The following is a 24,527-nucleotide window of genomic DNA, read 5'->3' on the forward strand; positions in this document are numbered from 1 at the left end:
GTTCATTCCTCGCCTTCTGCCCCATAAAACCGGACCGCATTACGCCCCGCTGCCTTGGCCTGATACATGGCCTTGTCAGCCCAGCGCAGAATATCGTCCGGGCTGGCTTGATGGTCCAGAAACACGACTGCACCGATGCTTGCCGAACAGTGGTGTTCAACGGTGCTCTGGGGCATCCCTTCGTGTGCGACATTCAATTGGTAGATCGCGGAAAGCCTGACGCGGATTTTTTCTGCGACGACCTTGGCCAGGGTAACGGATCTCGCATTGTCCGCATCCAGCTCACCCAGCATCACCACGAACTCATCGCCGCCGAAGCGCGCCACCGTGTCCATCTCGCGCACACAGCCATTTAATCGATTGGCCGCTTCGATCAGCAGCAGGTCGCCGACGAAATGCCCGTATTGGTCGTTCAGTGGCTTGAAATTATCCAGATCAACAAACATCAAGGCACCATGGCGCCCGCTGCGCTTGCTGGCGGCCAGGGACTGGCTCAAGCGGTCGTAAAGCAGCTGACGGTTGGGAAGCTGGGTCAGCGCATCGTAAAACGCCAGGCGCTGAACCTGCTCCTGCATCTGCTTGCGCTTGGTGATCTCCCGGGTGACGCCGTGAAAACCGGTAATCGCGCCAGCCTCATCGCGCACGGCCTTCGAGAAAACCTCTCCCCAGATCACGCTGCCGTCCTTGCAGCGATGGGGGGCTTCGAAGCTGACGAAGCCCAGGTGATTGCCGTCCTGCTCGCTTTCCAGCCGCTTGCGCATGGCTTCGGTAACGATGGCGATACCCTCTTCATTGAACAGCTCGAAAACATGGTGCCCGATTACCTCCTCCGCCTTGTAGCCGCGAAAGCGCTCGTCCGAAGGACTGATGTAGGTAATGCAGAACTGGCTATCGGCCCGCCAGAGCACGTCCATGGTGTCTTCGGTGAGCAGCCGGTAGAACGCTTCCCGTTCATTGAGTTCGCGGGTGCGCTCTTCGACCAGGGCTTCGAGTACCCGGTTGCGTTCCCGCAAACGGTTGAGGGGATAGACCTCACCGTCCTGCACCAGGTGATAGGGAATCGAGATGCCGCTGTGAACAATTTTCCAGTCCTCGCCTTCCCGACGGAAGATCAGAACCAGTCGTGCTACCTCCCGCGAGAGAACGTTCTCCGGAACCGGCAGGTGAATGTTGAAGAAGGCCGTCACCGCAACAACCTGGTCGCTCAAGTCCTGTAAGGCGACGTCCTGCATGTCGATGCGGATACTTCCTGGCACTTCGGAAAAATCCTGGCGCGTGATTCTTACCCATTCGTCTCGATCCGTGACGAGAACGCTGCCGCCCCCCGTGTAACCGCTGAAGTTTTCGCTGAACAGCGTTGTCAGCCGATCATCGCGTGAGGCATACAGCTCGATGTATTGGTCAAACAACGCGCGAATCAGGCGATGGCGGTCCGGACAGAGGACGTTTGAAGTCATGGGAAATACTCGTTTCTGGAACAGCAATCGCGAATCATGTCACTCGACATGGTGCAAGGCATTCCCGGGAAGAGCTGAACTCCGGCATGGACGAAGTGCCTGTCGGCTTGTTTCACGGCGGAAAAGCGGATGGCCGGATTGTCGTTGACCTCGCCGGAGGTTTCCAGTGCCATGTGTTGAGCGATCACTTTCTCCCATCGCGCTGTTCAGGAAAAGCATCCCCTTTTCGGCAATGGCATCCTGAACGAGTCGATCAGCCGCAAACAGCATTTCCTTACAGCCAGTTGCCGGATGCCTCCCAAAAATGCCGGCGATGTTCCTCAGGCTTCTCCCGTCAGCGCCACGCTCGACCTTCGCCCCATTCCCGCCCGACATCGACAAGGACGCCCGGGCGCTGACCATGAGAATCTGCATCCAGCCGGCGCACCAGGGTGAAGGCGGTTTCGGCAATTTCTAGCGGATGGGTCAGGCTGGAGCGGGGGCCGGACATCCTTGCTCTCCGTGGCTGGGCAATGCGCGCTGCACTGCACGGGGAAAGCCGCCGTCGAGGCAAGCCGGGCGGCGAAAACCGGCTGCTTGGGCAAAAAAACGGAATCCTGCGGTCAACGCAAAAAAAAGCGACTTTTTGCCGCGGCCGGGGCGGCTAAGTCTTGCGGTCGCAGCGATACACCCCTTCATCGTCCCGGTAAAAGGCGCACTGCTTTTGCAGGGCTTCCTTCAGGCGCTGGCGGGCGCGGTGCAGGCGGATTTTGGCGTTGGCCACTGAGCACTGGCAGATTTCGGCAGTCTGCTCGATGGACAGGGCTTCGAGGTCGTAGAGGATGAGCGCGGCGCGGTAGTTGGCGGGCAGGCTGTCGATGACCTGGCGGACGCACTGGTTCATTTCGTCCTCGATCAGGCGCTGGCCGATGTCCCGATCCGGATCGGGAATCTCGTCGGCTTCGTCCAGGTCGACGATCTGTTTCTGCTTTTCCGGCTGGCGAAAGTAGTCGGCAGCCACCCGGTTGGCGATGGCGAAGGCCCAGGTTTTCAGCGAGGCGCGGCCGTCGAAGCCGGCAAAACCGCGGGCGATGCGCAGCAGGGTCTCCTGTTGCAGGTCTTCGGCCAGGGCGTGGTTGCCCGTGTAGCGCTGGAGATAGCGCAGAACCGGCTGGCGCATGTCGGCCAGTGCATTCTCCAGCGCAAGCGTGCTTGTCGTGTTCATCGATGATCTTTGTCGGGGGGGCTGGCCGGCATGGGCTTGAGAAAGGCCGATGATGACTGACTCCCGCCCGGGCCACAAACCGGCGGTGGCCTTTGCAGCCACCGCCGTGTTGCCGGGCAGGGCCAGGCTGGCCCGCTGCTTCAGCAGCACTGCGCGCTGTGCTTGCCCAGATCGACGCACTGCGCGGCTTCCGGCAGGCTGCTGCTGGCAAGCTGCTGCTGCGCGGTTTTCAGCACATTGCGCGCCGGCACCTGGCGCACCTTGTCGGCCAGTTCCACCGCTTCGCGGATCTGGCTGTCGCTCAGACCGGCCTGGCGGGCCTCGGGAATGTGGTGCTCGATGCACGGGATGCAGTTGCTGCCCAGGGCCGCGCCGAGGGCAACCAGTTCGCGTTCACGCAGGCTGAGTGTTTCCATGTGACTTCCTTTCCTTGTAGGTTTGCGGGAGCAGACTTTTCTGCCTCCCTGTGTCTTGGACGCAAGCGGCGTCCCGGTAGATACACTTTTTTTTGCCGCCGGCCTCAGGCGGCCAGGGCCACGGCTTCCTGGCTGCTGTCGCCAAGGCCGAAGCGGCCCTTGTCGTCGCGGCTGAGGCGGCCGATGCCGATGTGCGGATCGTGGGTGAATACCAGCCGTCCGTTGCGCGCCAGCAGGTCGTGCAGCAGGCGGGTCTTTTCGTCGATCAGACTTTCGGCGCAGCGGTCGTAACCCATGGTGATGGGCAGATGTACCCAGGCCGCGCCGGGAATCAGGTCGCCGCCAAAGAGCTCCGGGCCGTCGGGCATCGCGACTTCCGGCAGCAGTTGCCCCGGCGTGTGTCCCTCGCTGAAATGAAAGCGCCAGCCGTCACCGAGCACGGCCGAGTCGCCGCCGTCCTCGATCAGTTCCAGGCGGCCGCTGGCTTCGAGCAGATCGAGCAGGGCGGGAATGTAGGAGGCACGGTCGCGCACATGCGGCTGGCGGGCGCGCAGCCATTGGCGCAGGCCGGTGACGAAGCGGGCCTTGGGGAAGAGCAGGTGCGGCGGCTGGCCGGCAGACCAGGGCGCCAGCAAGCCGCCGGCATGGTCGAAGTGCAGGTGGGTGAGCACCACCACGTCGATGTCGGCATCGCCCAGCCCCAATTCGGCCAGGCGCTCAAGCAGGACATGCCCGTTTTCCTCGACGCCATAGCGTTCCTTCATCTGCGGGTCGAAAAATGCGCCGATGCCGGCTTCGACCAGGATGTTGCGTTCCGCCTCCTGGACCAGCAGGGCACGGCAACCGAGCCGGATGCGGTTCTGTCCATCGGCGGGAAACCAGCGCTGCCACAGGCTGCGCGGCGCATTGCCGAACATCGCGCCGCCATCGAGCTTCTGGGTATTGCCGAACAGGGTGGTCAGGGTGCGGCGGGGGGCGGCACCAAGGACAGCCTGGGGTGATAAGAGGGCGGGCGAATGATTTGCTGCGGCAGCCATGGGAACTCCTGTCGAAAATAATGGGCAGAGGGCCGGTTGGCGCTCTGCCCATTGAGACGGGGATTCCCTGGCGGGAGATACGGTGCCGCAGCAAAATCCTGCGGTTGACGCCCAAAAAAGGTGATTTTTTCAGGCCGGCAGCGGGGTGACCAGGGCGCCGAGGTAGGCGTCGCAGAACTCGGCCGGCATGCGCCGGGCGCGGCCGCTGTCGAGTTCGATGCAGACCAGGTTCCAGTGCGCGCGCAGGATGGTGGCGCCGTCGGCCGGGCGGACGATCTGGAAGCTGCGCACCAGCGAGAGCCGGCCGTCGCTGGCGGTGAGCCAGGTGCCGATGGCCAGTTCGTCGCCGAGGGTGCTCGCCAGCAGGTAGTCGTAGTCGGCATGGCGGATGGCCATGGCGCGGTTCAGCCGGCGGTAGGCGTCGAGGTCCATGCCGAGCGAGGCGGAATGCGCCCAGGCGACCTTCTCGCACCATTGCACATAGACGGCGTTGTTGGTGTGGTTGAGGCCGTCGATGTCCTCGCGGGATGGCGACAGCGTGGCAACAAAGGGACCCGGATGATCCCAGGGCAGGGCGGTGTTGGGCATGGTGGGCGGGGCGAATGCGGCAGGGCGACAGTGTAGGCGATCGGCATGCCGGGCGCTGTGACGGTTTGCAATGGCAAGGGGGATGGGCGTTGCCGCACATCCCCTCGGCTGCGGCTTGCGCCGTGCCGGGCGCCGGACTTACAGGGCGCGGCGCAGGATGTCGTCGATCACCTCGGCGGTGTACAGCTCGGCCAGGCCGAAGTGGGCGGCGCTGCGCAAGGCGTTGTCGACCACCGCCGGCAGGTCGTCGGCGCCGATGCCGAGCTGGCTCAGGCGGGTCGGCGTGCCGATCTGGTCGAACCATTTTTCCAGCGCGGCGATGCCTTGTTCGCCGCCGTCGACGCCGAACACTTCCCGGGCGAAGCGCTCGAACTGGCCGGGGTTGCGGCTTTGATACCAGCGCATCCAGGCCGGCATCACCACCGACAGGCCGGCACCGTGCGGCACGTTGAACAGCGCCGACAGCGAGTGCTCGATCATGTGGTTGGGATAGCCGTAGCCGGTGGTGCCGGCGTAGGTCAGGCCGTTCAGCGCCTGCGTCGCGGCCCAGGCGAATTCGGCGCGGGCGGCGTAGTCGTCGGGGTCGGCGAGGAGGATGCCGGTGCTGTCGATGACCGTCTTGATGATCGCCTCGACCAGGCGCGACTGGAAGCGCGGCTGCACGCTGGCGGTGAAATAGCCTTCGATGCAGTGGGCGATGACGTCGGCGGCGGAATAGACCAGGTAATCGCGCGAGACCGTCTTCATCAGCGCCGGGTTGACGATCGACACCTTGGGGAAAAGGTGACTGGAGAAGATGGCGAACTTCTCCCGGGTTTCCTCGTTGGTGACGACGGCGCCGGCGTTCATCTCGCTACCGGTGGCGGCCAGCGTGAGGATGTCGAAGACGGGCAGGGCGCCGTTGATTTTGGCCTGGCCGATGAACAGTTCCCAGACATCGCCGCCGTGTACGACGCCGGCGGCGATGGCCTTGCAACTGTCGAGGACGGAGCCGCCGCCGACGGCGAGGATGGCGTCGACCTGCTCGGCGCGGGCGATGGCGATGGCTTCGCGGACCTTGGAGATGACCGGGTTGCTGACGATGCCGCCGACTTCGACGCAGGCGATGGCGTGTTCGGCGAGGCTCTTGCTGACCACGGCGAACAGGCCGTCGCGCTTGATGCGCTCGCTGCCGTAGCAGAGCAGCACCTTCCTGCTGCCGTGCTCGGCGAGATGGCGGCCGATCTCGGTTTCCCTGCCGGTGCCGAATTCGATGCGGGTCGGGTTGTGGAAAGTGAAGTTGTGCATGTGCTGTCCTTGGTGAAGAAGTGGAAAGAAGCGATGGACGAACTTTAGGCGCTGCCCTGCCCGCAAACTAGCGGCAAATCGCTTGTATTATTTACAACCATATGATGTAAATGGAGGCGGCGATGGCCATCAACGAACTGCGTTCGATCAGCACCTTCGTGCGTACGGTCGAACTCGGCAGCCTGAGCAAGGCGGCGACCGCGCAGCAGATTTCGCCGCAGGCGGCGAGCAAGGCGCTGGCCCAGCTGGAGCAGTATCTGGGCGTCCGCCTCTTCCACCGCACCACGCGCAGCATGGCGCTGACCGAGGAGGGGCAGCGTTTCTTCGAGGCGGTACAGCCCTCGCTGGCCGGCGTGCACCAGGCACTGCAGGCGGCGCGGCAGACGCGCGAGGATCTGGACGGGCCGCTGCGCATCGTCGGCCCGCGCACGGTGCTGCAGGCGGTGATCGGGCCGGTGCTCGACGAGTATTGCCGGCTGTACCCGGAAGTGCAGCCGGACGTGCAGCTCGACGACCGCCCCGGCGACTGGGTGCGCGACCGCGTCGATGTCGGTTTTCGCCTGGGCAGCCCGCCCGGCGAAGGGCTGATCGCCCGTCGCCTGTTTCCGATGCAATTGGTCATCTGCGCCGCACCGAGCTACCTGCGGCGCTACGGCGCGCCGCAATCGCTGGGCGAACTCGACGGCCACCGCTGCAGCGCCTTCCGCCGCGCCAGCGATGGCCGCATCGTTCCCTGGCTGGTGCGCGTCGACGGCAACCTGCAGGAGCAGCCGGTGCGCCCGGCGTTATGTACCAACGACGAGGCCTTCGAGCTGCGCGCCGTGCTCGCCGGCGAGGTCATCGGCCAGCTCGCCGTACCCACCGCCGCCGCCCACCTGCGCGCCGGCCGCCTGGTGCCCTTGCTGCTCGAGCATCTGACCGACAACTACCAGCTTTACCTCTATTACGGCAGCCGTACCGCCCAGCCGGCACGCGTGCGCCGCTTCATCGACCTCGCCGTCGAGCGCCTCAGCGACAGCCGCGAATTCGTGCTCGCCGCCGCCGAGCTGGCAGCGGCGCAGGCCCGCGCAGCAACGCCGGCTTGATGGGCGAAGGTCTTGCCGGCGGTGCCGGCGTCCTGGCGGCGAGCTGGGGCATCGGTCCTACGCGGGATCGACACGGGAATCCAGCCACAAGCTGATCGATTCCTCGATCGCGCCATAGGGATAGTCGTCTACCGGTTCGATCCCGGCATCCGCCAGGCGCGATTTCGGGCCGTCGCCGATGCGGGCGGCGAACAGCGCGCGGCAATCGGCGAGGGCGCGCAGGATGACCTCGCGCTTGTCCTCGTCGCCGTGGCCGCCCTGGCAGTAGTGCTCGACCAGGCGTTTTTCCGAAAACACGGGTTGGCCTTGATCGATGAGGTAGATGCTGAATTCGTCGGCGTGACCGAAGTGCAGGTCGATCTGGCTCTGGTTCTTGGTGGCGACGGCGACGCGAAGCGGGGAGGGGGAAGTGCTCATGGTTGGCTTTCGGGTAGGGGAGGCGGCTTACATCGGGGTGATGCCGTATTCGGCGTAGATGGCGTCCTGGCCCTTGCGGAATTCTTCCATCGTGAATGCGTAGCCTTCCTGCTTCAGGAATTCCCAGCCGGCATCGCTGCCGTCGAATCCGTTGACGGTCTGGCGGAAGGCATCGTCGCTGCGCATGCGTTTGATGTAGTCGATTGCGGATTCCACGGACATGGTGTTTGGCTCCTGGGCTGAGGGTTGATTCGATGGGCACCGGCGCGGCGCCCGCCTGCCGTGCGCAGCGAAATGCGTGCCATGTCGGGAGCGACGTGGCAGTCCGGGTTTGCGCCGCTGGTCTTGTTCGGTTTGGTACGTTTGCGTTGCCAAAACTACGGATCGGGACAGGGCGCCGGGCGCCGAGCCGGCCGGCACCCGCCGTTCGGCCGACGAAGGCGTGCGAAATGCCGGCTTCGTACCCGGCGGTACGCCCGTGGGCGATGGCATGCGCCTTGCGCCGAGGCTGGCGGAACACTGGTCTGTCTGTCCATCCGAGGAGTTGTCGCCATGAAGAAAAAACTGTTTGCCACCCTGCTGTGTGCCCTGCTCTGTAGCGCGTCGGTCCAGGCCGGGGAATTGAAGGTGGTGGTTGCCACGAATTTCCAGGGAACCCTGCAGACCCTGTCGCGGATGTTCGAGGAAAAGACCGGGCACACGATCACCCTGAGCGGGGTTTCCGCCGGTCCGGCCTACGCCCAGATCGTCAATGGCGCCCCCTACGACGTCTGGTTCTCCGCCGACGTCCGGAATCCGGAAACCCTCGACCTCAAGGATGGCCTGGCGCTGCCCGGTTCGCGCTTCGACTACGCGGTCGGCGTGCTCGTCCTGTGGTCGGCGAAACCCGGCCTGGTCGACGACCAGGGGGAAATCCTGCGTCAGGATCAGCTATGGCGCCATATCGCCGTCTCCAACCCGGAGATCGCCCCCTATGGTTTCGCCGCCCACCAGGTCATGCAGAAGGCCGGCGTGCTCGACAAGTACAAGGCCGAGCAGCGCATCGTCCAGCCCAACAGCGTCGGCCAGGTTTATAGCCAGACCGCTTCCGGCGCCGCCGACCTCGGTTTCGTCGCGCTCTCCCAGGTCATCCAGAAGGACGGTTCGATTCCCGGTTCGTCCTGGTTTCCGCCGTCCGCCAGCTACGCGCCGATCGTGCAGCAGGCACTGATCGTCAAATCGACCCGGGAGCCGGCGCTGGCCCAGGCGTTCATGGCCTGGATCAAGGGCCCGGAAGCGACCCGGGTGATCAAGGCGGCCGGCTACAGCGTGCCCGGTAAGTAAGCGCGGCGCGGCGGAGTTTCCCATGTTCGGTCTCAGCGACAGCGACCTGGTCGCCTTCTGGATCACCTTCAAGCTGGCGGCAGTCGGCACCATCCTGTTGCTGCTGCTGGCGACGCCGCTCGCCTGGTGGCTCGCCCGGAGCAAGTCGCGACTCAAGTTGCTGGTCGAGACCCTGGTCGCGCTGCCGCTGGTGATGCCGCCGACGGTGATGGGCTTCTACCTGCTCGTCCTGCTCGGCCCGCGCGGCTGGGTCGGCGGCCTGCTCGAAGCGCTCGGCTTCCACCACCTGGCCTTCACCTTCACCGGCATCGTCGTCGGTTCGATGTTCTTCTCGCTGCCCTTCGTCGTGCAGCCGTTGCAGAACGCCTTTGCCGCCACCGGCATCCGCGTCTCCGAGGTCGCCAACACGCTGCGCGCGTCGCCCCTCGACCGCTTCTTCACGGTCATCGTTCCCCTGGCGCGGCGCGGCTTCCTGACCGCCTTCGTGCTCTCCTTCGCCCACGCCTTCGGCGAATTCGGCATGATCCTGATGATCGGCGGCAGCATTCCCGGCGCCACCAAGGTCGCCTCGATCGCCATCTACGACCACGTCGAGGCGATGAACTACGGCGGCGCCCATGCCCTGTCGGCGGTCCTGGTGATCTCTTCCTTCGCCATGCTGCTGCTGATCTTCGCGCTCAACCGCCGCTTCAAGGTTGTCGGAGCCGCCTGAGATGAGCCTCGAACTCGACTTCACGGTGGATCGCGGCAGTTTCATCCTGCGCGCCAGTCTGACCCTGCCCAGCCAGGGCGTGAGCGCCCTGTTCGGCCGCTCCGGCTCCGGCAAGACCACGCTGCTGCGCTGCATTGCCGGGCTCAAGCGGCAGCCGGGCGGCTTCCTGCGCTTCAAGGGCGAAGTCTGGCAGCAAGGTCGCTACAACCGGCCGACCTGGCAACGGCCGATCGGCTACGTCTTCCAGGAAGCGAGCCTCTTTCCCCATCTGCGGGTGCACCAGAACCTGAGCTACGGCTACCGGCGCGTCCCGGCGGCCGAGCGCCGCATCCACGTCGAAGAAGTGGTCCGCCTGCTCAGCCTGCAGACGCTGCTCGACCGTTATCCCGACGAGATTTCCGGCGGCCAGCGGCAGCGCGTCGCGCTCGGCCGGGCGCTGCTGACCAGTCCGCGCCTCCTGCTGATGGACGAACCGCTGGCTTCGCTCGACGCCGCCAGCAAGGAGGAAATCCTGCCTTTCCTCGAACGGCTGCGCGACGAACTGGCGATCCCGATCATCTACGTCAGCCATTCGATCGACGAAGTGATCCGCCTCGCCGACCACATGGTGCTGATCGACAACGGCGAGGTGATCGCCCAGGGCGGGTTGCAGGAACTGCTGATCAACCGTGAATTGCCCTTCGTCCGCACCGAGGCCGCCTCGGCCATGCTACATGGCGAGCTGCTCCGGGACGATGCCGGCGACGGACTGATGGAGCTGTCGCTCGCCGGCCAGCGGCTGCTGATGGCGCGTCAGCCGCTGGCGGCAGGCAGCCGCCTGCGACTCAAGATCATGGCACGCGACGTCGGCCTGGCGCTGCAGCCGCCGGCCGACACCAGTTTCCTCAACTGCCTGGCAGTCAGGCTGCTCGACCTGCAGCCTGGCTTGGTTCCGGCCCAGTTGCTGGTGCGCCTGCAACTCGGCGAGCAGGTGCTGCTCTCGCGCATCTCGGTCCATTCGGCGCGGCGTCTGAAGCTGCAGCCCGGGCAGTCGCTGTACGCGCTGATCAAGGGCGTGGCGCTCGGCTGAGACACCCCCGGCCGGGCCGGGGGCGGGCTGACTCAGACCGCTTGCGTTTCGAGGTCGAATTCGGCGTTGCGCACGTGCAGGCCCATCGCCTTGCGCAGCCACAGCGGCGGTGCCTTCATCATGCTCTGCAGGCTGCTGATGACTTCGTCGATGTCGCGCGCCAACTCCATCTTCACCGGGAAAACCTTGCGCTCGAACACGCGCACCGCCGCCGGGTCGCTCAGCGCCTTGGTGAACAGGATCTGGCAGCCGCTGACCGCATCGACGCGGGCGCTCAGCGGGTCTTCGCCGCCGGCGGCTTCGTCGGCGGCCATCTCTTCCATCCAGCAGCCGCCGCCGGCCTTGCCTTTGCCGCCGCCGCCACCCTTGCCGCCCTTGAACTGCAGGCAGTCGAGAAAGTCGGCGCTGTCGGGGCCGATGTCGTAGATGACGATCTGCCGCGTGCTGATGAAATTGGCATCGACCTTGGTCAGGCCGTTGGTGGTGATGGCGATCTTGACGTGTCCGGGCTGGGTCATGATGGGCTCCTGGTGGGGTGGGGTCAGGTCATCGGCAGGCCGACGATCATTTCCTCGCGGCTGAAACGACGGGCGAAATCGGCGGGCAGCGCGTTGCCGCCGGCGCGGATGCGCCAGGCTTCGAGGTCGGCGAGGGCGATCGTCCGTTCCTGCAGGGCTTCGACGGGAACGATGTGCAGGTGGTCGCCGAGCGACAGATAGAAGTCGATCGGGAAGCGGGCGGCGTCGCGTTGTCCGTTGCCGATCTCGAGCACGAGCCGCGATTCGTCGCGGCTGAACTTCGGGTTGTCGCAGTCGTAGCGGAAATGCCGGTTGAAGTAGGGATATTTCTGGCGGAACTGGTAGAGGACGCGGTCCTCGTCGGCGAACTTGCGGATTTCGCCGACCAGGTCGAAGAAGTACTGCAGCAGCAGCGCCTCGACGTAGGCGTCGGGGTAGGGCTGGCGTCGGCTGTCGAGATAGCAGGCGACGGCGCCGACCAGGATTTCCAGGCCGGCTGGGGTGATGTGCAGCGACAGCGCGCAGCGCTTGAAATTGCAGGCCAGCCGGTATTGGCCCTCGCGCCATTCGCGGTGGGCGTCGGCGTGCAGGCTGGCGATGCGGATGATGCGCAGGATGCGGTAAAGCTCGGCGACGACGCGCTCGCCGGTGTGGCGCCGGGGCAGGTCGAGGTAGCGCTGCCAGCTTCCCTTGCCTTCCTGCAGCAGGGGATCGGCGGCAGCGAAATGCTCGTCCAGGCATTGCCCGGCGAGGCGGGCCAGCGTCAACTGCGGCAGCGGATCGTCAGTCGTTGCCGGCGGCGGCAGGAATTCCAGCTTGCGCTTCTTGGAATACAGCTCGATCTGCCGGTATTCGGTGCGCGGCAAGCCTTGTCCGGCGAGCGCCGCGAAAGCGGTGAGGTGCGTATGCATGGGATGCGCCTGGGCTGGCGCCGGGCGCGTGCCCGGCGGTTGTCGAAGGAAGGCGGTGGCTGCCGTCCGCGGGAAGCGGACGGCAGCCCGGAGGCTGTCCGCTTACCACGTGTTCAGGATCCACTCCTTGTTTCGGGTGTATTCCATGTGCGCGAACATCGCGTTGGCGATCGCCTCGCCCAGTTCCATCGCCCCCCGGTAACCCATCGTCGGCTTGCGGTAGAGGCCGGCGCGGTCGAAGGTCGGGAAGCCGACGCGAACCATCGGGATGTTGGCGTCGATGGCGACGTAACGCCCCTTGGAATGGCCCATGATGAGGTCGAGCTTGAGGCCGTCCTTGATCCGTTTCTCCAGTTCCCAGAGGTCGGCGTTATGGACGATCTCCATGTCGAAGTGCGCCTTCTCCATCAAGGTCTTGATCCGCGGGTCCTTCTTGTACTTGCTGCCCTGATCGTCGCCGATCAGCAGCAGCACGGGTTCCAGCTCGACTTCGAGGCAGAACTCGGCAAGGCCGAGGACAAGGTCGGGGTGACCGAAGATGGCAACCTTCTTGTTGGCGAAGAACATATGGGCGAGGTCGGCCAGCGCGTCGAGGGCGATGCCGCGTTCCTTGACCAGCGAGTCGGGAATCGGCTTGCCGGTGATGTTGACGATCTTGCGCAGCATGGCGTCGGTGTTGGCGATGCCGTAAGGCGTGTCGAGCTGATGATCGGGAACCTCGAACTCGTCCTTCAGGTACTTGCTGGTCGAGTAGCTCTCGTAGCGGGCCAGCGACAGCGAGCCGATCGCCCCGGTGCTCTCCTGGATGTCCTCGATCGTCGTCAGGCCGTGCGTTTCGATGTCCTTGGTCGGCAGCATCGGCGAGTCGAAGTCCTCGGTGTCCATGAAGATGTGGTGCGGGACGCCCATCTCGTTCAGGTAGTGCTTGAGCAGCACGACATCGCCCGGATTGACCCAGCCCGGGAAGACGTTGAGCTTGCCGGTCGGCGCGACCTTGGTGGTGGCCACCGTCTTGACCATAGACTTCATGCACTCGGCGTAGCCGGTGACGTGGCTGCCCTTGAAGCTCGGCGTATGGACCGGGGCGAGGAAGATTTCGCGGTCCGGGAATTCTTCCTTGAGCGCCTTCTGGCAGTTGCGGATGCAGCCTTCGATGTCGTCGCCGATGACTTCGGTCGAGCAGGTGGTGATGATCGGGATCAGGCGCAGCTCGGGATAGCGCCGGGCAAGCACCAGCACCCCTTCCTCGACCCGCTTGGCACCGCCGAAGACGGCTGAATCCTCGTGCAGCGAGGTTGACGCGACGTCGAAGTTTTCCTTGAAGTGCTGGGCGAAGAGCAGGCGGACGAACATCGTGCAGCCCTGGCCGCCGTGCACCAGCGGGATGCAGTCCTTGACGCCGATGCCGGCATACTGCGCGCCGGCCGGCTGACAGTCGTACATCGGGTTGATGATGCCGGCCCGCTCGCGCGGTACCAGCTTGACCTCGGCCGGCTTCTGCGCGGCAATGTCACAGGTAGTCATGATTTTTCCTTTTCTCGGCGGACGATCAATACAGGTGGTGATTCAGTTCGCGGTTGGTGGATTTGGTGATCACCGTTTCCACCAGGCGGGCCTTGAGACCGTCCATCAGTTGCTTGACCTCGGCTTTGGTGCTGCTGTTGATCCAGGGGAAACGCGCCCTGAAATCACGCACCACGATCACCGCGTCGGAGTAGAAGAGCTTTTCCAGCGGCGTCGTCCGCGCCGGCTGGCCGCCGGTGAGCAGGGTTTCCACCTGGCCGAGGACGCCGTCGATGTTTTCCTGACGGTCCCAGGTGCGGGAAAAGAACTGCCACAGGCAGCGTTCCTGGACGTAGTCGTACAGGTCGTCGAGTTTGTCTTCGAGCATCATGCGGCCTCCCGGATGCGTTCCGGCACCTGGTAGGGGTTGGCGTCGCGGATATCGACCGCGGCCAGGTGGCGGAGGGGGTTGTAGACCGCGTTGTACATGTCGCGGGCGAGATTGACGAAACCTTCGAAGCCCATGTACGGGCCGTTGTGGTAGGCGTGGCCATTGACGTAGGGAATGTGCAGCTTCTTCACCAGTTCGCCGACGCGCGGGCCGGTGAAGATGACGTCCGGCTTGACCAGGTCGATGATCTCGAAGAACTCCAGCTCGTTGCCGTCGTCGATGTAGTAGGTGCCTTCCTGGCCGCGCGCGATGACCTTCTCGAAGTCTTCTTCATGGCCGAACTTGGAGGACATGGCGACGACGTGCACGCCGAGGTCGTCCTCGACCGACTTGGTCCAGTGCCAGAGGCGCGGGCCGCCGGTCCAGATCGCCATCTTCTTGCCCTGCAGGCGTTCCTTGTACCAGTCGAGCTTCGGCTTCCACTTCGCTTCTTCCTCGGCGATCAGGGCTTCGCCCTTCTCTTCGATGCCGAAGAAGGCGCAGATTTTGCGGATGCCTTCGGCCATGTAGTTGAAGCCCCAGGAGTCGATGTCCAAGCGCGGGATGCCGTAGCGCTTCTTCAGTTCGTTGGCGATGTAGCCGGAGGAACGGGCGCAGTTCACCACGTTCAGCTTGGCCTGGTGCATGCAGCGCAGGTCGTCGTAGGTGCCGTTGCCGGTGAAGTGGGCGACGACCTGGATGCCGAGCTTGTCCCAGTAGGTTTGCAGCAACTGGGTGTCGCCCTGGATGTTGAAGTCGCCGATGAAGTTGATCGTGTATTCGCTGGTGATCTCCTTCTCCAGCGTGTTGACCTTCTCGTTGATCCAGCCGATGTTGAGCACGTGGTGGCCCTTCGACTGCGAGACGCCGGCGAAGCCCGGGCATTCGACGGTGAAGATATCGACGTCGGGACGCTCGCTCATCACCTTCTTGGTCACCGCCTTGATGTCGTCGCCGATCAGCGCCGTCGGGCAGGTGGTATAGACGATCATGCGCTTGATCTCGGGCATCTCGTCGAAGGCTTCGTTGATGCTCTGTTCCAGGCGCTTTTCACCACCGAACACGACATGCGATTCCTTCATGTCGGTTGACCACACGTACTTCATGTTGAAGTGGCCGTTGTCGGTCGGGTAGCGCTTGGTGTGCCAGGTGTCGTAGGCGCAGCCGAGCGGGCCGTGGATCATCTGGATGGTGTCCTTGAGCACGCCGCCGATCACCAGCTTGGCGCCGCAGAAGGCGCAGCCGCGTTCGGACAGGGTGCCGGGAATGGTGGCGGCGTTGGCGATGGGGAGGAACTCGCGGGTATCCTCGTTGGGCGCTTTGAGGTAGATGTGCTTCTCGCGCTCCGGAATGTCCTTGTCGCACTTCAAAAGGACCATGGGCATTTTCGTTCTCCTTGCAGAAGGAACCCCTTGCGGGGATCAGGGTTGGCTGCCAGTGCTTTGATTCGTCGGCAAACCTGTTCAGCAGGGAGCGTGCCAAGCCATTTTTTGGCGCCTTGCTGTTTTGCAAGTCATTGAAAATCAGCGATTTTTCCGGGTTTTCTCGATTTTGCGCGAGAGCGGCGACGGCTTCGCCAGGCGGCCGCCGGTTCGCCCGCGTACTTTCCTGGGTGAAGTGTTCTTGGGTGTTCAGGCGCGTACGCGCCGTGCCCGGCTCAACGCAGGTTGAAGACGACGGGAACGACGACCCAGGCGCTGACCGCCTCGCCGTCGCGCAGGGCGGGCGAGAAACGCCAGCGCGGCAGGGTTTCCAGCGCGGCGCGGTCAAGGCTTGCGTCGCCCGAGCTGGTGGCCAGGCTAAGCGTGGACACCGTGCCGTCGGCGGCGATCAGCACGCGGACCCGGACCTTGCCCTGGCGCGCCTGCTGGCGTGCCGTTTCCGGATAGGGCGGGCGCGGTGCGTAGCGCGCATACGGCAACTGGTCCGGCGACGGTGTGGCGCCGGCAGACGGGGTCGCGGCGGCGGCCTGCGGGGCGGCGCTGTCGCCGCTGGCGGGCGCTGTCGGCGCCTTGTCGCCGGTGGTTTCTGCAGGCGGTTCGGTGGGCGCCAGCGCGTCGGCCGCGGCCAGCGGCGGCGGTTTTGCCGCCGTTGGCAGGCGCTTTGCCGTAGGTGCGACGCGGCGGGCCGGCGTCGCCGGGGGGCTGGCGGTCGGTGCCACGCCCAGCGCCACCTCGATCGCCGGCGCTGGCGGCGGGGTGCCGGGCGGGGCGGCGCCAGGCCAGGCGAGGAGGATGCCATGCGCCAGCGACGAGGCCAGCAGCAGGCGGCCGAAAGGCGATGCCGCCGCCTTCATGGCGTGGCCAGCGCCGCGCCGGGTACGCAGAGGCGGGCGGGCTGCCCGTTGCGGCGGACGATTTCGTGGATTTCGGCGGCAATGCCGTAGGTCCGGTGCAGGTAGTCCTCGTTGATCACCTCGGCCGGCGGGCCGATCGTGCAAGCGCCGTGCCGGTCCAGCAAGAGCGCGCGCGTCGCGTGCAGCAGCGCGTGATCGGGATGGTGGGTGGTGAGCAGCACGGCGCGTTCGCCGTGCCGGACGAGGTCGCGGACCTGCGCCATGACCCGGGTCTGGTTGCCGTAATCGAGGTTGGCGGTCGGTTCGTCCATGACCAGGATCGGCGCCTCCTGCGCCAGTGCGCGGGCGATCAGCGCGAGCTGGCGTTCGCCGCCGCTGATCTCGGTACAGGCGGCGTCGGCGAGATGGGCGATGCCCAGCCGTTCGAGCGCCGCCGCGGCGATCCGCCGGTCGCCCGGGCCGGGCGCGGCGAAGCTGCCGAGGTGGGCGACGCGGCCCATGGCGACGACGTCGGCGACGGCGAACGGGAACGGCGGCGTGTGCGCCTGCGGCACGTAGGCGACGCGGCGGGCGAACTGCCGGCGCGACCAGCCGGCGACGTTGCTGCCAGCGATGCGGACCTCGCCGCCGAGCGCCGGCAGGAAGCCGAGCAGGGTCTTGAACAGCGTCGTCTTGCCGACGCCGTTGGGGCCGAGCAGGCACAGCAGTTCGCCGGCGGCGAGCGTGAAGGAGACGCCGGCGAGCACGGTGCGCCGGCCGTAGCCACAATGCAGTCGGTCGATTTCGAGCATCTTCGCCTTTCTCAGTGCCAGGCCTGCCGGCTGCGTTGCAGCAGGTAGAGGAAGAAGGGGGCGCCGATCACCGAAGTGACGATGCCGAGCGGAATCTCGACCGCGAACAGGGCGCGTGCCAGGTCGTCGACGGCGAGCAGGAAGGTGGCGCCGAGCAGCGCCGAGACCGGTAGCAGGCGGCGGTGGTCGGGGCCGACCAGCAACCGCGCGACGTGCGGGACGATCAGGCCGACCAGGCCGATGATGCCGCTGATCGCCACGGCGCCGGCGGTGACCAGCGTAGCGCCGACGATCACCAGGAAGCGCAGGCGGCCGGTCGCCAGGCCGAGGGCGCGCGCTTCCTCGTCGCCGAAACTGAGCACGTTCAGGGTCCAGCCCATGGCCAGCAGCAGGAGCATGCCGCCGAGCACCGGCAGCGCGGCCAGCGCCAGGTCGTCGGTGGTGACCGAGGCGAGGCTGCCCATCAGCCAGAAGGTGATGGTCGGCAGCGTGTTGTTGGGGTCGGCGACGAACTTGGTCAGCGAGACGAAGGCGGTGAACAGCGTGCCGACGATGATGCCGGCCAGCACCATGAGCAACACCGGGTCGCCGCGGCGGGCGAAGCTGGCGCCGATCGCCCAGGTGATGCCGACCGCCAGCAGGCCGCTGGCGAAGGCGCCGGCCTGGATGCCCGCCATGCTCCAGCCGAGCAGGATGGCGACGGCGGCGCCGAGGCTGGCGCCGGCCGAGACGCCGAGGATGCCGGGCGACACCATGGGGTTGCGGAACAGCCCCTGGTAGGCGGCGCCGGCGATCGACAGCGCGCCGCCGACGAGCAGCGCGGCGAGGATGCGCGGCAGGCGGATGTCGAGGACGACGGTGGCGACCTCCGGCGGCCAGTCGGCAGTGAGCGGCAGAACGCTGGCGGCGAGTACGCCGATCACCGTTCCCGGCGTCACCGGGTAGCGGCCGACGGCGAAGGAGATCAGGGCGACGGCGAGCAGCAGCACCAGCAGTCCGCCGAGCTGACGACGGAAGCTGGGGCGGCGTTCGTCGTCGGCAGCGGCCAGCGGCAGGGCGGACGAAGCGCTGCCCGGGTTCATGGCCGCGCTCCTGCCGCCGGCTGGCTGAGCAACGCCAGCCGGCTGACGCCAGCCTGGCCGAGGCGGCCGAGCAGGGCGACCACTTCGCCGTAGGCGATGCCCTGGTTGGCGCGCACCTGGAACAGGCGTTCCGGGTCGCCCGCCAGTAGTTGGCCGACGCGCTCGCCGATGGCGTCGGCGGCGATTTCCTCGGCGTCGAGGAAGAGGCGGCCGTCGCCGGTCAGGCTGACCACCACCGGCGTCGCCGGTTGGCGCGCCGGGCGGGCGTCGCTGCGCGGCAGCTTGAGCGGCACCTCGGCCATCGCCAGCGGCGCCGCGATCATGAAGACGATCAGCAGCACGAGAACGACGTCGATGAAGGGCGTGACGTTGATTTCGGCGACTGGCCGCAAGCCGTCGCCAACGTGGTCCAGCGGCATCATGATTTTTCCTCCGGCAGCGTCAGGCGCCCGGCCAGGCGCGACGCCGCCAGGTGCAGGCGGCGCGAGAGCAGGGCCAGGTCGCCGGCCAGCTTGTTGTAGGCGATCGCCGCCGGGATCGCCGCCAGCAGGCCGATGGCGGTGGCCGCCAAAGCCTCGGCGATGCCCGGGGCGACGGCGGCCAGGCTGTTGTCCTGGCGGCTGGCGATGCCGGTGAAGGCGTGCATGATGCCCCACACGGTACCGAACAGGCCGACGAAGGGGGCCGCCGAACCGATCGTCGCCAGGTGGTTCAGGCGTTGTTCGGCGTACATCATCGCCGCCGCCAGATCCTCGCGCAGGGCCCGCTCGATGCGTTCGCGGCGCTGCGCCGGCGCTTCGCCGGACAGGGCGCGGCCGGCTTCGGCCTGCGCCGTGGCGCGCAGGTCGGCGGCCAGTCCCGGCGTCGGCGGGCCGCCGGCGCCTTCCAGGCGCTTCGCCTGGCGGCGCAGGCGCCAGACCAGCCAGGCCTTCTCCACGATGATCGCCCAGCCCAGCACGGAAGCGGCGATCAGCACGAACAGTACCCCCTTGACCACCGGGGTGGCGCTGGCCAGCAGCGCGGGCAGGGAATCGTCGAGCATGGCGCGCCTCCGGTCAGCTTTGCGGGTCGGCCAGCGCGAGCAGCTCGCGCACTTCGGCCGGGTTCAGTTCGCGGTGGTAGAAGAGGCGGAAATACTCCCGGGTGACGGCGACCAGGTCGAAGTCGTAGTAATCCGGATAGAGCCGCTTGGCCAGCCAGAAGACGCCGAGGATGCGGTTGCTGCCGGGCGGGCGGTCGAACCAGCTGTACGGCAGCCAGGGAATCTGCAGCACGCGTTTTTCCTGCACCGCCTTGAGCTTGCGCCACAGCGGGCTGTCCATGATGGCGTGCCAGGTGGTCAGGCGGTCGGCCGCCGGCGTCCACACCAGGATCAGCTCGGGCTGCCAGAGGTGGAGCTGTTCGAGATTCACCGTGTTGCTCGCCTCGCCGGGCAGTTTGTCGACCTGGGCGACGTTGATGCCGCCGACGAAGTCGAGCACCTGGGTATGGCTGGAACCGGCCGGGTTGGTCGCCAGGCCGTCCGGACCTTCGGCGTAATAGACGCGGATCTTCCGCTCGGCGGGCAGCCGGCGCGCCGCGGCGCCGACCGGTTCCAGGCGGCGGACGATGAAGTCGTTGAGACGTTGCGCCTGCGCCTCGCTGCCGAGAACCTGGCCGAGGAAGGCGAAGCTTTCCTTGAAGCGGTTCAGGTCCTGGTCGATCAGGACCACCGGCAGGTGCAGGCGGGCTTCCATGCGTTTCGCCTGCTCGACGCTGGCGCTTTCCATGACCACCAGGTCGGGCGCCAGGCGCAGGATTTCCTCGTCGGAATACATCTTGCCGGCCAGCGGCGTGGCCTTCTCCGCCTGCAACGCCGGGCCAAGGAAGCGCCGCGCGGCGTCCGTCAGCTTGCTGCCGTTGACCAGCTTGTCCGGCGCCAGCGCGGCGACGGCCGGCACGCAGTGGCCGACGGCGAAGACGCGCCGGACCTGGTCGGGGATGCGGACCTGGCGCCCGGCCAGGTCGGTGACCAGGCGTTCGGCGTGGGCGGGCGCGGCGGCGAGCAGCGCGAGCACGAGAAGGAGGATGGGGCGGGCTTGTTTCATGATCAGAACTCCATGCTGAGATCGACGCCCCAGGTGGCGCCGGGGTTGACGATGGCGCCGTTGGTGGTCGCCCAGGAGGCGCCGGAGCCGGTCTTGTGGCGGGTGAAATAATGCTGGTCGGTGATGTTCTGGCCGTAGAGCGACAGGGTCACGCCATGGCTGAAGCGGCGGCTGACATTGAGATTGACCGTCGTGAAGTCGCCGGTCGGCAGGCAGACGCCGTTCGGCGCGCTGCCCGTGCTGCCGGTCTTGTAGTAGTGGCAGTACTGGTTGACGCGCAGCGCGCTGAGGCTGCCGCGCCAGGCGCCGTAGGCGGCGTTCAGGCTGGCGCTGTAGCGGTTCTTCGGCGTCTCCAGGCTGCTCGTCCCGAGTCCGACCGAATCATCCTTGAAGCGGCTCCAGCCGATCTCGTAGCCGAGGATGTCGCTGGCGAAGCGTCCCTTCAGGCTGAGTTCGAAGCCGCGCCGGTTCACCTTGCTCGCCGTGGTATAGACGGCGAGGCTTTCGTAGTTGCCGGTCTCGGGGTTGTAGACCTGGATGTTGGAGGCGCTGCTGTCGACCACCTTGGCGTTGCGGATGGTGTAGTAGAACGGCGTGAAGGAGAGATTGACGGCCGCATGCAGGCTGGCGTCCACGCCCAGTTCCCAGCGGCTGAGGCGTTCGTCCGGCAGGCTCCGGTCATCGACCGTGGTGATGGTGTCCGGCGTCGGCGTTTGGCTCCACGCGTAACGGCCGCTCAGGCGCCAGACCGGGTTGATCTGCCAGGCGCTGCCGAGCGAGAACAGGGTGGCGCGGTCGGTCCAGCTATCGTCGGAGAGCTTCATCGTGCTGCCGTCGGCGCCGTACTTGTCGCCGCCCTTGCTGATGTGCTTGCGGTCGATACGGGCGCTGCCGTCGATCGACCAGGCCGGCGTCAGGCGGTATTCGTCCCACAGGTAGAGGCCGTAGATTTCCTCTTCGCGCGGGGCGGGCTGGGCCGTCGGCAGGTATTCCGTGACCTGCGTGTAGGCGATCCGCTGCAAGCCGGCCTTGAAGGTGTTGCTGCTGCCGCTGACGGTGTGCGAGAGATTGAGGTCGGTCGATTCGTCCCGGAAGCGGCGAGGCGGGACATCGCTGGCGCTGGTCGTGATGAACCAGCCCTTGCCGTCGGCCTTGCTGCTGCCCCAGGTCAGCGCCGTGGTATGGCGGTCGTTCCAGTAGCGGGCCAGGTTCAGCGTCAGGACCCGGGTGTCGCGCGGGTCGTAGCGCCAGAGTTCGGCGCCCAACTGGCCCTTCTTCAGCCCCGAGGTCGCGGCGTTGCTGACGCCGACGTAGCGCTGGATCTCGCGCTCACCCTGGTTCAGGAAGAGCGAGGCCATGGCCATGTAGTCGCGGTCCTTCCAGCCGCCGCTCAGGGTCAGGCTGTCGCTGGTGTAGCCGTTGTTCCAGTGCTTGCGGCCCTGGCTTTCGCCGTGCTGGTAGCCGCCGTTCAGTTGCAGGCGGCCGTCCGCCCAACTGTGATGGAAGCTGCCGCCCGCCTTCCAGGTGTCGAAGCTGGCGTAGCCGGCGAGCACCCGGCCGCCGCTCGGGCCGCCCGGCTGGCGCAGGGTGTTGATGACGACGACGCCCTGGTTCGGGGTGCCGACCCGGCTGCCGAAGCCCATCACCGGCAGGATGCCGAGTACCGACGAGTCGCGGACGAACTGGATCGATTCGACGATATCGACCGGAATGTCGCCGACGATGCGCTGCGCCTGCGTCGCGGTCAGGTAGACGCCGTCGATCAGGAAGCTGACAGCGCCGCCCCGGTTGGTCGAGAAGTTGTTGATGCGCGAGCCCTGGCGGCTGATGCCCATGCCGAGCGCGGTTTCCATCAGGTCGTAGAGGTCGCGCGGGCGCAGCGCCCGGATTTCTTCCTGGGTGAAGGTCTGCGTCGCCTCGACGCTGGTCGGCAGGGCGGTGCGGGCGTGGGCCGGGGTCGCGGCGGCCGGCAGCGCGACGACGCGCTGCTCCTCGACGACGACCGGCGACAGTTCGGCGTCGGCGGCCCAGGTTGGCGATGCGCCGAGCAGCATCAGCGCGCTGGTAGCCCAGTTCATGGAGTGGGGGGTAGGCATCTGGCAGTCCTCGTCTTGATCCGCGCCGGAGCGGCGCTCGCCGGTCAATGGCGCAAGCGGCATGCCATGGCGGACCGGCGTACCCGACGGAACGGAGCCTCGGCTTGGTACCTGGCGGAACGGAAAAACGCGCTGGCGGCGCTACCCGGGCGGCGGACGGCTGTTCGCCGGGGGACAGGGAAACACGCGAAGGTACGCAACGGTACGCTGGCGGGGCATGGGTAGCCGCAGTCGGCGGGTGGCCTCAGGCGAGCTTGCGCCGTCGGCCCCGGCATGATGCGTCTTGGCGTATATGCGTTATTTTCGGCCTGTGGTTGAATTTATATAACGAATCGTCCTATCGTCCGCTCTGTTGCAGAGTTTTAGACGTTTTGCGCCGCGACGAAATCAACCCTCACCGGCAGGCCGGGTTTTGGCAGAGGGGGGGCGCGGCGATCAAGAAAAAGACCGGAATAATTTTGAAAGGAAGAACATGAGCATCACGACCACTGAGCTCGAACAGCTCCTCATGCAGCGCGCGCTCTCCGATCCGCAGTTGCTGGCGGCTGCCGAGGCAGCGCCGGATTACCGCATCCTGCCGAGCGCCACCGTCCTCAAGATCGGCGGCCAGAGCGTCATCGACCGCGGCCGTGCCGCCGTCTATCCGCTGATCGAGGAAATCGTCGCCGCCCGCCAGCAGCACAAGCTGCTCATCGGCACCGGTGCCGGCACCCGCGCCCGTCACCTCTATTCCATCGCCGCCGGCCTCAACCTGCCGGCCGGCGTGCTCGCCCAGCTCGGCTCCTCGGTCGCCGACCAGAACGCCGCCATGCTCGGTCAGTTGCTCGCCCAGTACGGCATTCCCGTCGTCGGCGGGGCCGGCCTGTCCACCGTGCCGCTGTCGCTGGCCGAAGTGAATGCCGTGATCTTCAGCGGCATGCCGCCCTACGAATTGTGGATGCGCCCGTCCGCCGACGGCGTCATCCCGCCTTACCGTACCGATGCCGGCTGCTTCCTGATGGCCGAGCAGTTCGGCTGCCAGGCGATGATCTACGTGAAGGACGAAAACGGCCTGTACACCGGCAACCCGAAGACCGACAAGAACGCCACCTTCATCCCGAAGATTTCGATCGACGAAATGAAGGCCAAGGGCCTGCACGATTCCATCCTGGAATTCCCCGTGCTCGACCTCATCCAGTCGGCGCGCCATGTGCGCGAAGTGCAGGTCATCAACGGCCTGGTCCCGGGCAACCTGACCCGCGCCCTTGCCGGCGAGCATGTCGGCACCATCATCACCGCGAACTGAGGAACCCGCCATGGCTGAAACCACCAATACCATCAAGCACGTCGCCTCGGCGCTCGCCCGCCAGACCCTGCAGGACAAGGACCTCACCCGCCCGGTTGCCGGCGTGCGACCGATCCGCCTGCTGCCCTGGCTGCAGGTCGTCAAGATCGGCGGTCGCCTCATGGACCGCGGCGCTGCCGCCATCCTGCCCATCGTCGATGAAATCCGCCGCCTGCTCCCCGAGCACCGCCTGCTGATCCTGGCCGGTGCCGGCATCCGCGCCCGCCACCTGTACAGCGTCGGCCTCGACCTCGGCCTGCCGGTCGGTTCGCTCGCCCCGCTGGCGGCCAGCGAAGCCGGCCAGAACGGCCACATCCTGGCCTCGCTGCTGGCCCCGGAAGGCGTCTCCTACGTCGAGCACCACACCGTCGCCAGCCAACTGGCCATCCACCTGTCGGCTGCTCGCGCCGTTGTCGGCAGTGCCTTCCCGCCGTACCACCACCACGAATTCCCCAATTCGCGCATCCCGATGCACCGTGCCGACACCGGCGCCTTCCTGCTCGCCGACGCCCTCGGCGCCGCCGGCCTGACCATCGTCGAGGATGTGGACGGCGTGTTCACTGCCGACCCCAACGGCCCGGCAGGCGGCAGCGCCCAGTTGCTGCCCGATACCAGTGCCGCCGAACTGGCCAAGGGCAGCGGCCCGCTGCCGGTCGACCGCGCCATGCTCGACGTGATGGCCACCGCCCGCCACATCGAGCGCGTGCAAGTGGTCAACGGCCTCGTCCCCGGCCGTCTCACCGCCGCCCTGCGCGGCGAACACGTCGGTAGCTTCATCCGTACTGGCGCCAAGCTAGCCTGATCCGCATCCCGGTAGTCCGGGAACTGCCCCAACGCCGCCTCAGGGTGGCGTTTTTCATTGCTGGCAAGGGAATTGAAAATTCTGCGGTCGAC

28 protein-coding genes are annotated in these 24,527 nt (G+C 66.4%); 6 read left to right on the plus strand and 22 right to left on the minus strand.

The features are described 5' to 3' along the window. Window positions 1-2: 2 nt before the first annotated feature. The 8 genes from AC0KWY_RS00875 to AC0KWY_RS00910 all read right to left on the minus strand — a co-directional run bounded on the left by AC0KWY_RS00875 (window position 3) and on the right by AC0KWY_RS00910 (window position 5,989). A complete protein-coding gene (locus AC0KWY_RS00875) occupies window positions 3-1,457 on the minus strand; it encodes a diguanylate cyclase domain-containing protein (protein WP_474027770.1) in 1,455 nt (484 codons plus the stop codon). Then, a complete protein-coding gene (locus tag AC0KWY_RS00880) occupies window positions 1,454-1,630 on the minus strand; it encodes a hypothetical protein (protein ID WP_474027771.1) in 177 nt (58 codons plus the stop codon). Before AC0KWY_RS00880 ends, AC0KWY_RS00875 begins: the two co-directional genes overlap by 4 nt. A gap of 161 nt (window positions 1,631-1,791) precedes the next feature. Next, window positions 1,792-1,947, minus strand: a complete 156-nt coding sequence (locus tag AC0KWY_RS00885) for a hypothetical protein (protein WP_474027772.1) — start codon at window positions 1,945-1,947, stop codon at window positions 1,792-1,794. Window positions 1,948-2,100: 153 nt separating this feature from the next. Next, window positions 2,101-2,811: an RNA polymerase sigma factor gene (locus AC0KWY_RS00890; protein WP_474027773.1), complete on the minus strand. Its 711-nt coding sequence runs from the start codon at window positions 2,809-2,811 to the stop codon at window positions 2,101-2,103. Beyond that, window positions 2,802-3,077 (minus strand): carboxymuconolactone decarboxylase family protein, encoded by a 276-nt coding sequence (locus tag AC0KWY_RS00895; RefSeq protein WP_474027774.1) that lies wholly within the window; start codon window positions 3,075-3,077, stop codon window positions 2,802-2,804. The genes AC0KWY_RS00890 and AC0KWY_RS00895 overlap by 10 nt, the downstream gene beginning before the upstream one ends. 104 nt (window positions 3,078-3,181) lie before the next feature. After that, on the minus strand, window positions 3,182-4,114 hold the full coding sequence (locus tag AC0KWY_RS00900; RefSeq protein ID WP_474027775.1) for an MBL fold metallo-hydrolase: 933 nt from the start codon (window positions 4,112-4,114) through the stop codon (window positions 3,182-3,184). Between the two features lie 129 nt (window positions 4,115-4,243). After that, window positions 4,244-4,702, minus strand: a complete 459-nt coding sequence (locus AC0KWY_RS00905; protein WP_474027776.1) for an acyl-CoA thioesterase — start codon at window positions 4,700-4,702, stop codon at window positions 4,244-4,246. A 138-nt stretch (window positions 4,703-4,840) separates the two neighbouring features. Beyond that, a complete protein-coding gene (locus AC0KWY_RS00910) occupies window positions 4,841-5,989 on the minus strand; it encodes an iron-containing alcohol dehydrogenase (protein WP_474027777.1) in 1,149 nt (382 codons plus the stop codon). A gap of 122 nt (window positions 5,990-6,111) precedes the next feature. Here AC0KWY_RS00910 and AC0KWY_RS00915 point away from each other — a divergent pair, with 122 nt between their 5' ends. After that, on the plus strand, window positions 6,112-7,074 hold the full coding sequence (locus AC0KWY_RS00915) for a LysR family transcriptional regulator (protein ID WP_474027778.1): 963 nt from the start codon (window positions 6,112-6,114) through the stop codon (window positions 7,072-7,074). A 57-nt stretch (window positions 7,075-7,131) separates the two neighbouring features. Here the strand turns inward: AC0KWY_RS00915 and AC0KWY_RS00920 are convergent, their stop codons facing one another. Both AC0KWY_RS00920 and AC0KWY_RS00925 read right to left on the minus strand, forming a co-directional pair. Beyond that, complete coding sequence (locus AC0KWY_RS00920; RefSeq protein WP_474027779.1) at window positions 7,132-7,491, minus strand: NifB/NifX family molybdenum-iron cluster-binding protein; 360 nt, start codon at window positions 7,489-7,491, stop codon at window positions 7,132-7,134. 27 nt (window positions 7,492-7,518) lie between these two features. Continuing rightward, a complete protein-coding gene (locus AC0KWY_RS00925) occupies window positions 7,519-7,713 on the minus strand; it encodes a Nif11-like leader peptide family natural product precursor (protein ID WP_474027780.1) in 195 nt (64 codons plus the stop codon). Between the two features lie 330 nt (window positions 7,714-8,043). Here AC0KWY_RS00925 and modA point away from each other — a divergent pair, with 330 nt between their 5' ends. From modA to modC, 3 genes are read left to right on the plus strand one after another with little or no spacing between them, the layout of a single operon-like run. Beyond that, window positions 8,044-8,814 carry a molybdate ABC transporter substrate-binding protein gene (modA, locus tag AC0KWY_RS00930; RefSeq protein ID WP_474027781.1) on the plus strand — a complete coding sequence of 257 codons (771 nt, stop codon included), beginning with the start codon at window positions 8,044-8,046 and terminating at the stop codon, window positions 8,812-8,814. Window positions 8,815-8,836: 22 nt separating this feature from the next. After that, on the plus strand, window positions 8,837-9,526 hold the full coding sequence (modB, locus tag AC0KWY_RS00935) for a molybdate ABC transporter permease subunit (protein WP_474027782.1): 690 nt from the start codon (window positions 8,837-8,839) through the stop codon (window positions 9,524-9,526). A 1-nt stretch (window position 9,527) separates the two neighbouring features. Further along, a complete protein-coding gene (gene modC, locus AC0KWY_RS00940) occupies window positions 9,528-10,595 on the plus strand; it encodes a molybdenum ABC transporter ATP-binding protein (protein WP_474027783.1) in 1,068 nt (355 codons plus the stop codon). A gap of 32 nt (window positions 10,596-10,627) precedes the next feature. Here modC and AC0KWY_RS00945 read toward each other — a convergent pair whose 3' ends face one another. The 12 genes from AC0KWY_RS00945 to AC0KWY_RS01000 form a co-directional block, all read right to left on the minus strand. Then, complete coding sequence (locus AC0KWY_RS00945; protein ID WP_474027784.1) at window positions 10,628-11,113, minus strand: NifB/NifX family molybdenum-iron cluster-binding protein; 486 nt, start codon at window positions 11,111-11,113, stop codon at window positions 10,628-10,630. A gap of 23 nt (window positions 11,114-11,136) precedes the next feature. Beyond that, entirely contained in the window at window positions 11,137-12,024 is an 888-nt protein-coding gene (locus AC0KWY_RS00950) for a hypothetical protein (protein WP_474027785.1), read from the minus strand. A 102-nt stretch (window positions 12,025-12,126) separates the two neighbouring features. Beyond that, on the minus strand, window positions 12,127-13,548 hold the full coding sequence (gene vnfK, locus AC0KWY_RS00955; RefSeq protein ID WP_474027786.1) for a V-containing nitrogenase subunit beta: 1,422 nt from the start codon (window positions 13,546-13,548) through the stop codon (window positions 12,127-12,129). A gap of 25 nt (window positions 13,549-13,573) precedes the next feature. Beyond that, window positions 13,574-13,918 carry a V-containing nitrogenase subunit delta gene (vnfG, locus tag AC0KWY_RS00960; RefSeq protein WP_474027787.1) on the minus strand — a complete coding sequence of 115 codons (345 nt, stop codon included), beginning with the start codon at window positions 13,916-13,918 and terminating at the stop codon, window positions 13,574-13,576. Continuing rightward, window positions 13,915-15,342, minus strand: a complete 1,428-nt coding sequence (gene vnfD, locus AC0KWY_RS00965) for a nitrogenase vanadium-iron protein, alpha chain (RefSeq protein ID WP_474027788.1) — start codon at window positions 15,340-15,342, stop codon at window positions 13,915-13,917. Before vnfD ends, vnfG begins: the two co-directional genes overlap by 4 nt. 272 nt (window positions 15,343-15,614) lie before the next feature. Continuing rightward, a complete protein-coding gene (locus tag AC0KWY_RS00970; protein WP_474027789.1) occupies window positions 15,615-16,253 on the minus strand; it encodes an energy transducer TonB in 639 nt (212 codons plus the stop codon). Then, window positions 16,250-17,044 carry an ABC transporter ATP-binding protein gene (locus tag AC0KWY_RS00975; RefSeq protein WP_474027790.1) on the minus strand — a complete coding sequence of 265 codons (795 nt, stop codon included), beginning with the start codon at window positions 17,042-17,044 and terminating at the stop codon, window positions 16,250-16,252. Before AC0KWY_RS00975 ends, AC0KWY_RS00970 begins: the two co-directional genes overlap by 4 nt. A gap of 11 nt (window positions 17,045-17,055) precedes the next feature. Next, complete coding sequence (locus AC0KWY_RS00980; protein ID WP_474027791.1) at window positions 17,056-18,126, minus strand: FecCD family ABC transporter permease; 1,071 nt, start codon at window positions 18,124-18,126, stop codon at window positions 17,056-17,058. Continuing rightward, on the minus strand, window positions 18,123-18,548 hold the full coding sequence (locus AC0KWY_RS00985) for an ExbD/TolR family protein (RefSeq protein WP_474027792.1): 426 nt from the start codon (window positions 18,546-18,548) through the stop codon (window positions 18,123-18,125). The genes AC0KWY_RS00980 and AC0KWY_RS00985 overlap by 4 nt, the downstream gene beginning before the upstream one ends. Beyond that, entirely contained in the window at window positions 18,545-19,168 is a 624-nt protein-coding gene (locus tag AC0KWY_RS00990; RefSeq protein ID WP_474027793.1) for a MotA/TolQ/ExbB proton channel family protein, read from the minus strand. Before AC0KWY_RS00990 ends, AC0KWY_RS00985 begins: the two co-directional genes overlap by 4 nt. A 13-nt stretch (window positions 19,169-19,181) precedes the next feature. After that, on the minus strand, window positions 19,182-20,213 hold the full coding sequence (locus AC0KWY_RS00995) for an ABC transporter substrate-binding protein (protein ID WP_474027794.1): 1,032 nt from the start codon (window positions 20,211-20,213) through the stop codon (window positions 19,182-19,184). Window positions 20,214-20,215: 2 nt separating this feature from the next. Then, entirely contained in the window at window positions 20,216-22,309 is a 2,094-nt protein-coding gene (locus AC0KWY_RS01000) for a TonB-dependent receptor (protein ID WP_474027795.1), read from the minus strand. 472 nt (window positions 22,310-22,781) lie between these two features. Between AC0KWY_RS01000 and AC0KWY_RS01005 the strand changes: the two genes are divergently transcribed. Together AC0KWY_RS01005 and AC0KWY_RS01010 are read left to right on the plus strand one after the other, a co-directional pair. After that, window positions 22,782-23,594: an amino acid kinase family protein gene (locus AC0KWY_RS01005; protein WP_474027796.1), complete on the plus strand. Its 813-nt coding sequence runs from the start codon at window positions 22,782-22,784 to the stop codon at window positions 23,592-23,594. Window positions 23,595-23,604: 10 nt separating this feature from the next. After that, window positions 23,605-24,435: an amino acid kinase family protein gene (locus AC0KWY_RS01010; protein WP_474027797.1), complete on the plus strand. Its 831-nt coding sequence runs from the start codon at window positions 23,605-23,607 to the stop codon at window positions 24,433-24,435. The last annotated feature ends 92 nt before the right edge of the window (window positions 24,436-24,527 follow it).

It is taken from the genome of Azonexus sp. MM2026_4, assembly GCF_055901855.1.

Bases quoted from the DNA above. Each gene is read 5' to 3' on its own strand.
- modC (WP_474027783.1), top strand. From the start codon at position 9,528: ATGAGCCTCGAACTCGACTTCACGGTGGATCGCGGCAGTTTCATCCTG.
- AC0KWY_RS00895 (WP_474027774.1), bottom strand. From the start codon at position 3,077: ATGGAAACACTCAGCCTGCGTGAACGCGAACTGGTTGCCCTCGGCGCG.
- vnfG (WP_474027787.1), bottom strand. From the start codon at position 13,918: ATGATGCTCGAAGACAAACTCGACGACCTGTACGACTACGTCCAGGAA.
- vnfK (WP_474027786.1), bottom strand. From the start codon at position 13,548: ATGACTACCTGTGACATTGCCGCGCAGAAGCCGGCCGAGGTCAAGCTG.
- AC0KWY_RS00950 (WP_474027785.1), bottom strand. From the start codon at position 12,024: ATGCATACGCACCTCACCGCTTTCGCGGCGCTCGCCGGACAAGGCTTG.
- AC0KWY_RS00995 (WP_474027794.1), bottom strand. From the start codon at position 20,213: ATGAAACAAGCCCGCCCCATCCTCCTTCTCGTGCTCGCGCTGCTCGCC.
- AC0KWY_RS00920 (WP_474027779.1), bottom strand. From the start codon at position 7,491: ATGAGCACTTCCCCCTCCCCGCTTCGCGTCGCCGTCGCCACCAAGAAC.
- AC0KWY_RS00910 (WP_474027777.1), bottom strand. From the start codon at position 5,989: ATGCACAACTTCACTTTCCACAACCCGACCCGCATCGAATTCGGCACC.
- AC0KWY_RS01000 (WP_474027795.1), bottom strand. From the start codon at position 22,309: ATGCCTACCCCCCACTCCATGAACTGGGCTACCAGCGCGCTGATGCTG.
- AC0KWY_RS01005 (WP_474027796.1), top strand. From the start codon at position 22,782: ATGAGCATCACGACCACTGAGCTCGAACAGCTCCTCATGCAGCGCGCG.
- AC0KWY_RS00975 (WP_474027790.1), bottom strand. From the start codon at position 17,044: ATGCTCGAAATCGACCGACTGCATTGTGGCTACGGCCGGCGCACCGTG.
- AC0KWY_RS00900 (WP_474027775.1), bottom strand. From the start codon at position 4,114: ATGGCTGCCGCAGCAAATCATTCGCCCGCCCTCTTATCACCCCAGGCT.
- AC0KWY_RS01010 (WP_474027797.1), top strand. From the start codon at position 23,605: ATGGCTGAAACCACCAATACCATCAAGCACGTCGCCTCGGCGCTCGCC.
- AC0KWY_RS00880 (WP_474027771.1), bottom strand. From the start codon at position 1,630: ATGGCACTGGAAACCTCCGGCGAGGTCAACGACAATCCGGCCATCCGC.
- AC0KWY_RS00990 (WP_474027793.1), bottom strand. From the start codon at position 19,168: ATGCTCGACGATTCCCTGCCCGCGCTGCTGGCCAGCGCCACCCCGGTG.
- AC0KWY_RS00985 (WP_474027792.1), bottom strand. From the start codon at position 18,548: ATGATGCCGCTGGACCACGTTGGCGACGGCTTGCGGCCAGTCGCCGAA.
- AC0KWY_RS00915 (WP_474027778.1), top strand. From the start codon at position 6,112: ATGGCCATCAACGAACTGCGTTCGATCAGCACCTTCGTGCGTACGGTC.
- AC0KWY_RS00980 (WP_474027791.1), bottom strand. From the start codon at position 18,126: ATGAACCCGGGCAGCGCTTCGTCCGCCCTGCCGCTGGCCGCTGCCGAC.
- AC0KWY_RS00875 (WP_474027770.1), bottom strand. From the start codon at position 1,457: ATGACTTCAAACGTCCTCTGTCCGGACCGCCATCGCCTGATTCGCGCG.
- AC0KWY_RS00905 (WP_474027776.1), bottom strand. From the start codon at position 4,702: ATGCCCAACACCGCCCTGCCCTGGGATCATCCGGGTCCCTTTGTTGCC.
- AC0KWY_RS00925 (WP_474027780.1), bottom strand. From the start codon at position 7,713: ATGTCCGTGGAATCCGCAATCGACTACATCAAACGCATGCGCAGCGAC.
- modA (WP_474027781.1), top strand. From the start codon at position 8,044: ATGAAGAAAAAACTGTTTGCCACCCTGCTGTGTGCCCTGCTCTGTAGC.
- AC0KWY_RS00970 (WP_474027789.1), bottom strand. From the start codon at position 16,253: ATGAAGGCGGCGGCATCGCCTTTCGGCCGCCTGCTGCTGGCCTCGTCG.
- modB (WP_474027782.1), top strand. From the start codon at position 8,837: ATGTTCGGTCTCAGCGACAGCGACCTGGTCGCCTTCTGGATCACCTTC.
- AC0KWY_RS00945 (WP_474027784.1), bottom strand. From the start codon at position 11,113: ATGACCCAGCCCGGACACGTCAAGATCGCCATCACCACCAACGGCCTG.
- AC0KWY_RS00885 (WP_474027772.1), bottom strand. From the start codon at position 1,947: ATGTCCGGCCCCCGCTCCAGCCTGACCCATCCGCTAGAAATTGCCGAA.
- vnfD (WP_474027788.1), bottom strand. From the start codon at position 15,342: ATGCCCATGGTCCTTTTGAAGTGCGACAAGGACATTCCGGAGCGCGAG.